The 13,083-nt window shown below is 34.3% G+C and carries 17 protein-coding genes; 9 read left to right on the top strand and 8 right to left on the bottom strand.

The window, feature by feature from the left end; all coding sequences use genetic code 11:
• Positions 1–159: 159 nt before the first annotated feature.
• The 4 genes from ABK01_RS08915 to ABK01_RS08900 all read right to left on the bottom strand — a co-directional run bounded on the left by ABK01_RS08915 (position 160) and on the right by ABK01_RS08900 (position 2,507).
• Complete coding sequence (locus ABK01_RS08915; RefSeq protein WP_253675384.1) at positions 160–303, bottom strand: hypothetical protein; 144 nt, start codon at positions 301–303, stop codon at positions 160–162.
• A 33-nt stretch (positions 304–336) separates the two neighbouring features.
• Positions 337–987: a DUF4304 domain-containing protein gene (locus ABK01_RS08910; protein ID WP_253675383.1), complete on the bottom strand. Its 651-nt coding sequence runs from the start codon at positions 985–987 to the stop codon at positions 337–339.
• A 301-nt stretch (positions 988–1,288) separates the two neighbouring features.
• The gene (locus ABK01_RS08905; RefSeq protein WP_371922009.1) at positions 1,289–1,864 is read right to left on the bottom strand and encodes a hypothetical protein; all 576 of its coding nucleotides are present in this window, start codon (positions 1,862–1,864) and stop codon (positions 1,289–1,291) included.
• Positions 1,865–1,874: 10 nt separating this feature from the next.
• Positions 1,875–2,507: a hypothetical protein gene (locus tag ABK01_RS08900; protein WP_253675381.1), complete on the bottom strand. Its 633-nt coding sequence runs from the start codon at positions 2,505–2,507 to the stop codon at positions 1,875–1,877.
• A 181-nt stretch (positions 2,508–2,688) separates the two neighbouring features.
• Here ABK01_RS08900 and ABK01_RS08895 point away from each other — a divergent pair, with 181 nt between their 5' ends.
• From ABK01_RS08895 to ABK01_RS08875, 5 genes are all read left to right on the top strand, one after another.
• Positions 2,689–3,216, top strand: a complete 528-nt coding sequence (locus tag ABK01_RS08895) for a hypothetical protein (RefSeq protein ID WP_253675380.1) — start codon at positions 2,689–2,691, stop codon at positions 3,214–3,216.
• 53 nt (positions 3,217–3,269) lie between these two features.
• Positions 3,270–3,821 carry a hypothetical protein gene (locus ABK01_RS08890; RefSeq protein ID WP_253675379.1) on the top strand — a complete coding sequence of 184 codons (552 nt, stop codon included), beginning with the start codon at positions 3,270–3,272 and terminating at the stop codon, positions 3,819–3,821.
• Between the two features lie 133 nt (positions 3,822–3,954).
• Complete coding sequence (locus ABK01_RS08885; RefSeq protein WP_253675378.1) at positions 3,955–4,494, top strand: hypothetical protein; 540 nt, start codon at positions 3,955–3,957, stop codon at positions 4,492–4,494.
• A gap of 178 nt (positions 4,495–4,672) precedes the next feature.
• Entirely contained in the window at positions 4,673–5,737 is a 1,065-nt protein-coding gene (locus ABK01_RS08880) for an ankyrin repeat domain-containing protein (RefSeq protein ID WP_016523669.1), read from the top strand.
• An 81-nt stretch (positions 5,738–5,818) separates the two neighbouring features.
• Positions 5,819–6,844, top strand: coding sequence for a hypothetical protein (locus ABK01_RS08875; RefSeq protein WP_253675377.1), 1,026 nt, complete (start codon positions 5,819–5,821; stop codon positions 6,842–6,844).
• A 134-nt stretch (positions 6,845–6,978) separates the two neighbouring features.
• Here the strand turns inward: ABK01_RS08875 and ABK01_RS08870 are convergent, their stop codons facing one another.
• The 4 genes from ABK01_RS08870 to ABK01_RS08855 form a co-directional block, all read right to left on the bottom strand.
• Positions 6,979–8,070 (bottom strand): DUF6892 domain-containing protein, encoded by a 1,092-nt coding sequence (locus ABK01_RS08870; protein ID WP_253675376.1) that lies wholly within the window; start codon positions 8,068–8,070, stop codon positions 6,979–6,981.
• A gap of 1 nt (position 8,071) precedes the next feature.
• On the bottom strand, positions 8,072–8,473 hold the full coding sequence (locus tag ABK01_RS08865) for a hypothetical protein (protein WP_253675375.1): 402 nt from the start codon (positions 8,471–8,473) through the stop codon (positions 8,072–8,074).
• Between the two features lie 70 nt (positions 8,474–8,543).
• Positions 8,544–9,527, bottom strand: coding sequence for a DUF6630 family protein (locus ABK01_RS08860; protein WP_371922008.1), 984 nt, complete (start codon positions 9,525–9,527; stop codon positions 8,544–8,546).
• Positions 9,528–9,547: 20 nt separating this feature from the next.
• Entirely contained in the window at positions 9,548–10,522 is a 975-nt protein-coding gene (locus ABK01_RS08855; RefSeq protein ID WP_253675373.1) for a hypothetical protein, read from the bottom strand.
• Between the two features lie 302 nt (positions 10,523–10,824).
• Between ABK01_RS08855 and ABK01_RS08850 the strand changes: the two genes are divergently transcribed.
• The 4 genes from ABK01_RS08850 (at position 10,825) to ABK01_RS08835 (ending at position 13,049) form a co-directional block, all read left to right on the top strand.
• Positions 10,825–11,412 (top strand): SMI1/KNR4 family protein, encoded by a 588-nt coding sequence (locus ABK01_RS08850; RefSeq protein WP_253675372.1) that lies wholly within the window; start codon positions 10,825–10,827, stop codon positions 11,410–11,412.
• Between the two features lie 47 nt (positions 11,413–11,459).
• Positions 11,460–11,918 (top strand): hypothetical protein, encoded by a 459-nt coding sequence (locus tag ABK01_RS08845; RefSeq protein WP_253675371.1) that lies wholly within the window; start codon positions 11,460–11,462, stop codon positions 11,916–11,918.
• 25 nt (positions 11,919–11,943) lie between these two features.
• Positions 11,944–12,513 (top strand): hypothetical protein, encoded by a 570-nt coding sequence (locus ABK01_RS08840; protein ID WP_253675370.1) that lies wholly within the window; start codon positions 11,944–11,946, stop codon positions 12,511–12,513.
• A gap of 158 nt (positions 12,514–12,671) precedes the next feature.
• The gene (locus ABK01_RS08835; RefSeq protein WP_252722273.1) at positions 12,672–13,049 is read left to right on the top strand and encodes a hypothetical protein; all 378 of its coding nucleotides are present in this window, start codon (positions 12,672–12,674) and stop codon (positions 13,047–13,049) included.
• Positions 13,050–13,083: the final 34 nt, after the last annotated feature.

The following is a 13,083-nucleotide window of genomic DNA, read 5'->3' as shown; positions in this document are numbered from 1 at the left end:
GATTCATAGGGAGCTTCCGTTATACGCATAATGGAAAACGTTCGTGAGAAGCTCCCTGCTTCATTAGTATAAAAGCAGTCAAATTAACGGAAGAGACCGTTTGCCGATACGTTTATCGCAAAAAAAGACAAACAGTACGGTTACGAAAATACCGAAATACTATGTGTCCGGCGCATACAGCCAATCCCAATCTCTGACGGCGCCTACAATGAGGCAAACGCCGAAAACAAAAACCACAACCGCTATTATTTTTCCGAAAATAGTAGGATTATTTTTTATCCATTGCTCAATACGTTCGTCCATAGTTTACCTCCTCCTATCCCATTTTTCTAAAGATTATTGAATAATTTCTAAACCATGTAAATATGCAAATTTGATTAAACTTGCACCGTAAAAGTCCTCAAAATGTAAATCGATATTTTCTTTTGGAATTTCTTTTAATGAGCTATAAAACGAAATATATTTTTTCTTTAACTTATCTTCTTTGATGACTTTATTAAAATATCTTTCAGCCGGCTCTTTGCCTCCAAAATAGTAGATATAGTAGAGCAAAGCATACCCTTTTAATGAGCCGTTTAAAATTCTTTCGATATTTTTATTTGTATCTTCAAAGTCTGCAAATAAAGGCATAATATGTTTATGTAATAATCCCATAATTTGCGTTACGGTATCTTTATAGCTTGCTCCGGCCAACTGCCACCAAGCGCCCGCTTTTCTTCCGGCTAAAGAACTAAGTTCTCTGCCGTAAATAATTCCTTCACCGGTTATGCCTGCTTTTTTCATAGCCTTTGAATAAATGTTGATATGCGGGATAAACTCAACATTAGATTCACAGTTGTATCTATTGGCTTGAAAATATATTTCAAAAATAATGTCTTTGTTATTTGCAATTTTTCGTAAAGTCTTTCCTTTACCTAACACTTTAAAGTTGGGGAAATTGCGTGCTATTTCTTGCCATGCTTTTTCGCAAAGTTCTCTTGGTTTCATAGCTTCCTCCTAAAAACTTATTTCCAAAATTCTAATATTTCAAAATCTTCACAGTCAAATGCGATAATTTTATCCCAATCTCTTTTTAAGATAATATCATCAACTTGTGCCGCCGTATATAATTCGTCTAATAACTTGTAATTATATTCTCCGCTTGATTTTTTATTCGTGCGGAGGGTTTAATACCCGCCGTCCTCGGCAACGCTCTGCGCCGTAATAGAGGGTATGAAAGCCGACTGCAACCACCTTATGAGAAAAACATACCCCGATGCTCTGCGTCGGGATATGTTGATTAGAATAATCACCAAACGCTTGTAAAATCTGAAAATTGAGATACATTTTCAAGAAACATATCCTCATAGTGAACTTTCGTATTTTTGATGCGTATAAATCCAAAACCTGTATCATCATGAGGATAAGCAACAAATCCTAATTCATCAAACACAAAAAAACAATGTCCGTCAATTCCTTCATCCATCATCATTAATAAAGAGAACATAGATATAATATCATAATCCGTAGTTAGAATTTTTTTGAATCCTAAAGATAAACAATTATCATTATCGTAAATAGAAGCGCTAATTGTTTCTATATATCCAAAATCAATTAAATACTTTTCTATGTATTTTATGTAATTGTTTATGTTGCTGTTATTTAGATTATATTCTTTTACTTTGAAAATATTCGAAACTATGATTATATTATTTGTATATTTTCTAAAAAAATGCATAAAATAATCGACTATTTTATTTGCACGAAAAATAGTGAAAGGTTTATTTCTTTTGCAATATCCTTTCCAGCCTTTACTATCGGTATAAGAATTCAAATTTACCAATTCTTGAATATTAAAATTTGTGTTATCCATTATCGTGTTCATCTATCTACTTTTATCCCACCAGTTTTTGATAATACTTTTCTAATTGTTTTATATTCCGTGCTCTTTTTAAAGAATCGGCATCATTTTTATCCGTATAGGTCAGCCATTTATTATATAAGTTATATAAAATTTTCTGTCCGGTTTCGGTTAAATCGAGATTCGTATATAAGAGTTTTACAATTCTGCCTTCTCTGTCTACAGGATTTTCCTTTATCAGCTTTTTTTCATAGGCAAAATTAAGGAATGTAATATTTTCTTCATATAGAGTATAAATAGTTTCGGGATAGCCTCTATAACTTTGAAATAAAAATCCTATATCAATGACAACTTCTTTTAGAAAATATAATTCATGATAAACATAATTTATGATTTTTTCAAGGTTCTCCTTATCTTCAAGATTTGTAACTTCAATAAATTGATAATACTTCCAATTAAATAAATTTATCGGTTTAAAACAAGGCAGTATATTTTCCGTTTTTTCAAAAGTCGGTGCATAAAGGACATAAAACTTTTCCCGATACAGCACACCGATTCGTTTCCCTGACACAAGTACAATATACTCTTCAAAAATGGCTTCCAGTGAAAAATTATTTATTCCTTTGCATTGTTTTTCCATATATTGAGCAAATTTTTTAGTGGTCATTTATTTTCTCTCTCCTAATCCGAACATAAGCCATATCCGGTTTTGCTTTATCAGATTATACATAATTTTACGGTATTTTTCTATCCTTTAAAAAGCGTAAAAACAGCTATTCTTATTATAGAAAATCCCGATTAAAGATGATATAATTATAAACAATATTTAATTGGTGAAAGGCTTTTACATGGCAAAAGAAATTAATACTTTAAAAGAATTTTTAGACAGCAGAATCTATTCGGAGCTGATTCGGCTTACGGATCCGGCAAGTATTGAAGAAAAAATCAAGAATATTGAAATTTCCCGATTACATGATAGATTAAAACAACGTCAATTTTTATTGGAAGGTTTTACTTGTAAATTATCTACCGAAAAAGAACTGGCCGAATGGTATTTGCATCTAATCAAAGAAAATAAAAGCGATATTGTTCTTTGGACAAAAGAATTTTGGAAGTACAGTAATGATACGTCGGATGAATATCCTGACGGCGAATTTGCTCCGGAAGAAAAACTTGATGAAGATGAAAAATCAAAACTTATTTCAGTCGGCAAATATACAAAGTCATGTTTAGCCATGTATATGCTGGAATTCGATATATTAAAAAATTATCCTGCAATTTTAGCAGATTATTATAAAAGGCTGTGTATTCCGGGTGCGGTCAAATATGCAAGAGAAATGAAAAAACTCTTTGCCCGAATATTCGGGGAAGGTTAAGGCTTCTTCAAGATTTGCTAATCCTTGCAAAAAGTTTTTATGGGAGGTATAAAATGGCACGATACGAACTTGGCGCAATTTACGAAATAGATGCAGGCGAAAAATCCTATTATGCCCGCCTTTTAAATTGCGATTTATATGGAGTATTCGAACCTGTTTCTGGTGAAATATCCGAAGAAGCATTTGAAAATACACCATATCGCCTGTATGTTTCTACCGGTAGTTATGCAGTAAAAAGAGGCATTTGGAGAAAACTTTTTCCTTCGCCCGATAAAACGGATATTGAACGCTGGAGCCGTCCTCTGCATTTAGTTGTATTTACACCTTGGGACATTGAGGGAGCCCTCAACCGCCGGACTTCATTTGACAAATACGGCCATACTGAAATACTTGATGAAAAAACATATATTCAATGCCTTAAACAGGGCTTTATTTCAATCATTCAACCTATGTATGAAAAGATCCCTCAGTTCCTCAATAATTATTACGATAATTGGCCTACAAGTGAAATTTACAGCGACGTCCTAATCGGCACCGGCACGCCAGAACATCAACAAAAACAAATGAGCAATTTAAAGAAACTGGGATTTGATGTTTCGAAGTAGCAAAACAGGAGAAATCAACATACCCCGACACAAGCGCCGGGGTATGTTGTTCTCATAAGGGGGTTGCAGTCGGCTTTAATACCCTTTGTTACGACGCAGAGCGTCGGGGTATTAAACCCTCCGCACGAATAAAATGCTTACATTGAAAGAATTAATTAAAAATCAAAAAAATTGTAATGAAAGCTTCTTTGCGGAAGTATCGGATAAACTATGGAAAATCGGAGAAATAGAAGAAATTAAAAATCAAACCGATGAGGATTTATTCTTTTTTCATATTGCCGTTAACATCATAGGAAATTGGAAGGGTGACGGTTGGTGGGAATTTATCTGTAATTATCCGCAGCTTATCCGGTATGTTCCCGACACATTGGCAGCATTAAAATTATCCGATATGAAAACGGCCTTTGAAACCGTAATAAAATGTTTCCCTGAAAATACGGTTTTTGAATATTCAAGTACCTATGTAGATACGGTCAATTTTCTTCAAAATATCAGATTCAAAATAAGCGATACATATTTAAATTCGATTCCTGCAGATAAGAGAAAAGAAATGTCCGAGGCTTTACATAAAAGCATTGATGACCTTGAATCATTGACAGATAAACGCTGGGCTTATGATGCAAAAGATGACGGTTGGTCGGATGTAATTGATTTTATCGGAGAAAAGAAATAATGGAGAAAATGATAATGCAGTATATCGGAGAATTAACAACATAAATAATAATTTGACAAAATGTGATAATGAAGATGATACTTATAAATTTAATGTACCGAAAAAAATACATGAATTATTTAAAGATTAAAAGAGAGGTGCTTAACACTTCGAGAAATAGGTAAACAAGGATTTAATTATGATAACAATCGGAAACATCGGAAGATTTGAATCGATACCGAAAATTTTAAACGATGTACTAAATGAAAATATTTCTGCATTGGAAGAACATCTATTAAACGGGTGGAAGCTTAACAAAGCAATAAGAGTCGGCAAATACACCGAACTCTCTCCTTTAGATTTTGCATTGATAATGGAAAAATTTCAATCTATAAAATGGCTGACGGAAAAAGGAGTAAACCTTAATGTAAAGGAGCAGCCAAGTTTTCTTCTAGCAGTGAGATATTGTAATGAAGAGGTAATAAGGTTTCTTGTTTCCCATGGTGCAAAGATAGATCTAGTAAACAACGTGGGTTCGGAAGCATTTTTAGAAGCATACTATGGTAAACGCTTTGACAATTTTCCGATTATACAAGAACTTGGGCATACCGCGGCTAAATACGGCGGACAACTCTTTCGTCACGCGGTTTCTGACCGTAATTATAAAACTCTGGAATTTCTAATTGAACATGGAGCAGATATTAATTACAATAAGTCCGACATGGTATATTCCAATCAACCGACTCCATTGTGTGTAGCTGCAAGATATGTTAATTTGGAAATGTGTAAATTTTTAGTGAAGCATGGCGCGGACGTTACGATTGCCGAAAAAGACGGAATGCGTCCATATAGCATAGCCTTGGAAAAAGGCGATGAGGAAATGGCAGAATATTTTAAATCATTAGAGCCTTCCGAATTTCATCAAACACAAAATAAATTAGATGAATTAAAACCGTATAAATTGCCAAAGAAAATAATTAAATTTTTAAATAGTGAAAACCTACACTTTGAGTTAGCGGATTCCGACTTTGGATATATTGAGTTCTTCAAACTGATTGATACTATTCCATTTAAATTCGGCCGACAAAAATTATTAAGACTTTCCCGCTCTCTCGGAGATTATAGTCATATTTATATTGTATGGAACCCGAAAACAAAAAAGATTGCAAGCTATGATATGGAACATGAAGAGCTCATCGATTTGGCAGCCTTTGATGATTTTATAGAAAATATGACAAAGTATATGAACCGGATTTTTGAATAATAACTGATAATGAGAAAAAAGCTTAATGAATATAAAACGCATAGACAGATATTTCTATAATATAGATGAGGAGACGATAGATTGGGAAGATTAATTTTTATTTTACTGCTTTCCGTTTCAGGACTTATTTTTTTAGCGGTTATCTTCGGAATGTATATTTATATGAAACGGACTGTTTCCGGTGGAAAATCATTGATGGAAGAAGCAGTAAACGAACAGACTGATACTACAAAAATGGAGCTCAGTGAGCTTTTAGTATATGCATCTTCGATACTTGGGGCGGTATTATTTGCCTTACAGGTGATAAAAAAGGGAGGCTCAGGATTTTCTAATTTGGCAACATATATTATTTTGCCTCCGGTTATGGCTCTCTTTAATGCACGGAAGCGTACCGGAAGAAGTATTTTTGTGTTTGTGGCTGTCGCAATATTTTCACTTTATATGTTTTTGGTATATATCATAATCAGCGTTCCGGTGAAGGCTCCGGTTTTTACGATTAACAACACAAAGATTAAGATGGCACATACAACTGTTGCCGATATAGTTGCAGACGGATTCGATATTTATGTAAAACAGGCTAATCCTTCCGGCAGAGATTATAAAAAACTGCTTTCTTGCGGTGCTTTTAAAAAATATCCCGTTGATCGGAGTATTCTCGTTGAAAAAGGATTCCGAAGAAATAATACTGCTATACCTTATGCTCATTATCTTCTTGTAAAAGACGGCTTTGTGATTGGGAGCATCGGTCTTTATGGTCATAAAAAGAAGGATACGGTATTAGAGGATTGTAAAATCATTCATTTAAAAATTGACGAATACTGTATCTCCGATGCAAGAGAAAATTCAATTCGTTATTGTCTTGATGATGTTGAGCTGCTCGTTCCATTGCAGCGAGAAACATTGCAAAAAACATTCGATAAAAAACTGTGGTTAGTACCGCCGAGAAATACGACAGACATAACTCAGCTGCACTACGGCATTAAATGGTCAACCGGAAGCGATCATCTCTTTTGGAATGAATACTTTGCTTATATTCATTTTAATGAAAGTAATGATATGACCGGCTTTGAGATTTCAACCGAAATAGCACGTGATTGGAATGAATGAGAGAGCTCAGTCGTTATAATAAACCATGTATTTTATAATCTATCTTCTATTTTATATTATAGCTTTAACACTGCGATAAGTTCTTCTCCATCCAATATCAAAATGAAGCATAATATATCCTTTATGACTTAAATTTATTCTGCAATATTAATTCCTTTCTTGATAAGTTTTTTCTTTGCTTTTTCGGAAATATAAATAACGGTGCCGTCAATAAGTTTTAAGTTTGGAAACTGTGCCAACTCTTCATCGGAAATAGATTTAATATCAAATAAGTTATCCTCGCCGTCCCATTGCGGAATAAGCTGCATATTAATTTCATTTCCGCCATCAAGAAACAGCTGTGTTACCTTTGGGGCCAATTCAGCAGGAATCTCCAATTGCTGAAACCAGCTTTTTACTTCAGGTATCATTTTATCGTAGTAATCATCGGGATCTATTTCTTTTTTTGCATAATCATTGCAAAAATCATATACATCAAATTTCGGTTTAAGCAGTTCTTGTTTGTACATCAGCTCTTGGATAACAGCAAGTTTAAAATTGAAGTTTGTAAATGTCAGTACTTCACCTTTTACCTTTGGCAGCGCCCATTTACCGCTCGACACCCTCGGCGGTTTATACCAAAAACTTATATCCCGTATAGGTTCAGGTTCGGCACATACCAAATCGGCTATCTCATCGGTTTTTGATTTTCTCAAACGTTCCTGAAAAGATATTGCGCCCAGAACCGAGTTTAATTTGCTCGACAATGAGCAATTTATTTTCCAATTTCCCACTTTCATTTCTAAAAATATATAAGCTTCTCTCAATGTTTTTTGAGGTATAGCTTCCAAAATAGTTTTACCGTTTATCGTAAAAATGCCGGGAAACACCTGCTTGGGATTTACATCGAAAAACGAAAAATTTACTTTTTTCTCCCATTCCTTATCTTCACATATTCTTATGTCTAGTTCGCTGATACGTCCTTTGGAAACAAAACTCTTTATTCCTATATTATCCCAGATATATATTTCCTCTAAATCATCTTTACTTACTGTTCCATCAGGCGGCTTACGCAATACTTTTCTATATTCACCGAATTTCTCCGCAAGAATATCTATTGATAGGTTTTCAATAAACTCATCATTAATATACAAACCGTTTTTAGTTAAATTGATATGAAGTTTCTGTTGCGGCATAGCCGGCTGTTTATCCTGTTTATTTGATTCCAAGTTTTTTATAATACTCATTTTATAACTCCTTACCATATAATATTTCTTTAATAGCTCTTATGTCAATTTTATACCATGTTTTATTAACATACATAAGTGCATCCCATAATTGGATTTTTACTTCACTGTCATCACTATATCGTATTACTATTCTTAACTGCGGTGCAGTCATTTTAAACATCTTTCCGTCATTACGCTCATCATCATATTTTGCAGTATTTAAAATATCCGTTATTGCTTTTATATCATCATCCTTAATTGTTCGTAAGGCTGTATCCGTATTATCGGAAAATTGCATTGATACAATTTCATCAGGGCTTATAATACATTGTTTTGAAATAGTCATAAAGCCGTCCTTTCCATCAACAGATAGTGCAAAAGTAATGAATATAAATATACAAAATGCAATTACTTGTTTCATTCTTTCCTTTATTCGTGCGGAGGGTTTAATACTCGCCGTCCTCGGCAACGCTCTGCGTCGGGGTTGTTGATTACAGCATGTTCACAATTTCAATCGTATTCTCAGATTGAAGCAGGCTGAACAGTTGTTTATAAGCACTTATGATTTTTTCTCTATTTTCTTTATCTGACAAACCTAAAATATAGCAATCGCTATTTGTGTCGATAAGATATAATACCTTGTCACTCATCGCAGTAAGCCTACGGAAAACTTCCGGCGGTTCAAATTCCGTATCTTTATCCAAGTGAAGCATATTCGCTTTTATCTTTTTTACTAATAGATTGTAACCGTATACAATATCTCCCACATTCGCCTTCCAATCGAACATTGCCAAATAGTTCAAATCTATAAAATCGTTTATCAAAGAGACACAAATATCTTCTTGCTCCAATGCTGTATGGTATATTTTCTTGGCTTTTTGCGGAGATATGCCGAGTAATTTGCAAAGCGATAAAAAAGTTTGTTCCGTATCGGCAGGTAAGCTTTTGTTCCGGCAAGCAAGTTTTTCTTTTGTCTCCCAAATACGTCTGTCTTCTTCTTCAAGTATTTTTATTTGCAGTTGTCCGTATTGTGTTAAAGCCGTTTTTATATTCTCAATGATTTTTTTATCAAAAACAGGGGTGTTCTTTCCTATAAAATTGAACCACTCTTGTCCATTCTTGCCTGTGATGTCATAATCATAAGAAACAATTTCACAACGATCTCCGATTCTCACAACGGCAAAGATTTTATCTTCACAATAATCAACCATACAGATACTTTCGGGTATAAATGCTCTATGGCCGCCATTCTCGTAAAAGCGATTGGTGTATTTTGAGCTTTTGAGTGAAATACAATCAAAAATATTTTGTGCTTTAATTTGTGTCTCCATCATTTCTTGAGTCTGACTCGAAAACTTTGCGTTGTTTTCCAATATCTGCCGAAAGAGTTGTATATCAAATGCCGACCCGCCTATGAGTTTTTCGTCTTTGTAGTACACCCACGACACAGTTCGGCCGATATTTTTTCCGTTCATATTCCATTCCTTTTTTTTATTTATGAATTCACATTGCATAATGCTATTTCTTTTAGTCCTCTATCGTAAAACGAGGTAAGGCATATTTCGCCTGAGATGTTTTCGAGCCTGTGTTTGGACATTCCTCTTGGAAAGGTAATATCGGAATATTCACGTGTGCTGAGTGAAAAAACTTTTTGCTTGCCTTTCCAATCATCGGTTTTAAAAAGAGGAGTCATTATCACATATTGAGAATCAGTAAAGCATCCGTTGATGCTGCCTTTTTTACCGTCTTTTTTTAAGTCATCTGATTCGATAAATTTTTTGATTACTTTCCCATCTTCGGAAATACTTGCAAGGGCATAATAATTCATTCCCCACTTATTAACCGATGTTTGGCTGTCGCCCGGAGTAAAGGCATAGATTTCTTTACCCGATATTTTAATGCTGTCTATTTTAGGTGCCTCGCCGCATCTGTCTTCTTGATGTGTAAATACCTTTTTATCTATTGTAGAAAAACATTTCCATTCGGTAGATTTTGCAGCAGCATCAAATTCCAAAAGAGCAAAATATCTTGCGTCCCCGCAATAAAATTCATTTTCAAAGCAAACGGGAATTGTCTTGCTGTCGGATATATTTTGAAAATACCTCTGTTGAGCTTTTTCCGGCACAATGCTTCTTCTTAGCTGTGAATTATTTTTTATCGGAATTATTTCCGGAGAGGAATGAATGCCGGAGTAATACCGCACTTCTTTTGCCGAAATGATGAGTCCGAAACTTGTACCATATCGAAAAAGCACAGGATAATCTCTGCCTAATGTTTTCTCATATTCAATCGGAATCTTTTTTATACCATCGACAGAAAGCACAAGGAGGTAAAATTTATCCCAATCGCTCTTCACGCCTGTAGTCAGAATTATAGCAGTTCCATCCGGCAACAAAACAGAGCTATGCACAAACGAAAGCTCACTATCCAATTCCCATTTTTTCAATAAACTTAATTTTAGGTTATTCATATTTTATCTTCCTTATTTGTTTCAATATACTTAATCCTTTCAACCGAGCTTCTTCATCAACTAATCCTCTTCCTTTCATATTCTATTGTATCATTTTTCCTTATCGTTTTTAAGAGGGACGATGAAAATCTGACAGTAGAAAAAACACCTTAAAAAGGGTAGAATAGTGTCAAATATGTAATGAAATGAGAATTGTGCGTGGAATGTAGTTATAGAAATGTTGATTATCGATATTTAAAGAATGGCTTATCAATCGATAAGCCGGAACGTTATATAAAATAACAATTTAGGAGATAAAAGCTATGCAGCTAATCGATAAAATCAAAGAAATTGAAAAGTATATATGCAAGCATTTTGAAGAATGGGATTTGGATGATCCTGTCGAAGAAGAATATCTGAACGACTATCAGGAAATTTCGGGAGCTTCCGAAGAAGAGCTATCAGTATTTGAGAAGAAGTTCGGTATAACTTTGCCGGAAGACTTCAAAGAACTTTACCGATATAAAAATGGAAGTAAATACTTAAGTATTTTACCCTGTGTTATAGATGAAATAGAAATGCTGTTTAATCTGATGAGCTTACAGGCTGTAACAAGCACAAAAGAACATTTTCAAAATAGAGATGCGCTCTTAACGGAATTTACGGATTATTTTACAAACGAAGATATTGAAAATATGAAGGACAGTAGGATTAAACCCTATCTCTTTAATAAAAAATGGATTCCCTTTGCCGAATACTGTGACAGCTGCTTTCTGATGTTGGATTTTGATCCGGATATAGCGGGAAAAGAAGGTCAGATTATCTGCTATATTCATGATCCGGATAAAGTGGTTTATGCAGCGCCGAGTATTACAGAATTGGTTTCCAGTATACTTGAAGAGATTAATTAATACAAGCTAACTTTATGATTTGAAAATAGTTGAAAGGGAGATAACAAATGCTAAAGATCGGAGAAAATCATACGTTTGAAGATGACTGGAATGGAAGACAGAGCTGTCTGATGTATTTAAAAGAAGATGGATCTGCATCATGGTCAGTGGATGTCGGATTTGCTAAAGGTAATTTTAGGGGCGAAACAATAGCACCTTCTATTTGCATAAATCGGATAGGTACAAACAAAAACTCAGCAGCAGAATTAATTGGAGAATCCTTTTCTGTAATGACAATAGAAGAAAGCGATGACAGAGAAGATTCATTTTACATTTATGAACACGAACCGATGGTTTCATACAAATTAAAAATTCTTGAAATAAGGAATAGCAAGGCTCATATCCAATGCAGCGGAATATTAATAGTGGATGGATATGCTGAACCCTATGAACAGGAAAAATTTGAAATCGATAGTTGGATACCTGTTATTGAATCGGTTAAGGACTGGGAAAAATTCGGATTATAGGAAAAGTTAGGCGAGCGGAGGAACTATGAACGAGATTGAGAAATATAGAATATTGAGTGCAGGAAAAGCCTTTGGTCACCGTGCAAAAATTGCTTTGGTGTTGCTTGATAGCCGCACAGCCTATGAAGAACTTAAAGAGGAAGCGGCACAAACTTCAGTTGCCGGAAGTTATGGTTGTGCCGGAGGTTTTCCATCCGAAATACTTGAAAGAATAATAACAGAATTGATATGCCGCGATAGCCGTGATACATGGTATTTGCCTGACAATGTAAAATTTTGGGACAGGCGTTTCGGCAGTCTGTTTGAGACCAAGTTTTTTTGCTATGATGATGATGTAGAAACGTGGAGTAAGATACTTTACAAATTCTTTGTAAAACTCAAGTGGATGCCGAAAAGAGAAGATTATACTTCAACAAAAAGCTATAATAATGTTTGGGGATATTTTGCAGAACTTTTAGCGGTTGTAAAACAAAATAATCATCCCGAATTTGATAAGTATTATGAAATTACAATCAAAAACGGAATGAATGCAGTGATTTTGGAAAGAAAGTTAAAAGAGCTGTCTGAAATAAAACAGTCCTTTGTCGGAGTTTAAATAAATTTGAACTAAAAAACGAATTTGATGAATGATGGATTAGTCGCATTTATAGTAGTGAACTGACTGTTATGTGAATATGGGAGAATAAGTATGAATTACTATAACTGGAATGCAAAATAAGATTGATTTATTAAACCGGAGGTCGTAGTATAATAATGATTACTGAATGGATAGAAAGAATAAAGCGAAAACACAATTGTAAAGCACATTTTGGGAATGATAGTTTTCAAATGAAAGACTGTATCGTAGCTCCAGTCCACCTGATCCCGGAGGAGATTTATGATAATCAAGAGTTTGATTTCTATGTTAAAACAAAATATGATGTTTACCTACTCCGTATTATAAATAATGAATCTAAGTACGGTATTATTTATCCGGCAAAACTGAGTGGTATTATATATATCGTAAGCAATTTACCTATTAGCAAAAAGAATATAACCGAATCTATTCAAAAAACATTAAATCGATTAGAGGAATATGGCTTTCCAAATTTAAAGAACTCAAAATGCAAAATCGCATTTCAAATGGAGTAATCAACAACCCCGACGCAGAGCATCGGGGTATGTT

Origin of the sequence: Treponema sp. OMZ 305 (assembly GCF_024181325.1) — a bacterium.
GTDB lineage: Bacteria > Spirochaetota > Spirochaetia > Treponematales > Treponemataceae > Treponema.
This window is presented reverse-complemented; position numbering and strand designations above follow the sequence as displayed.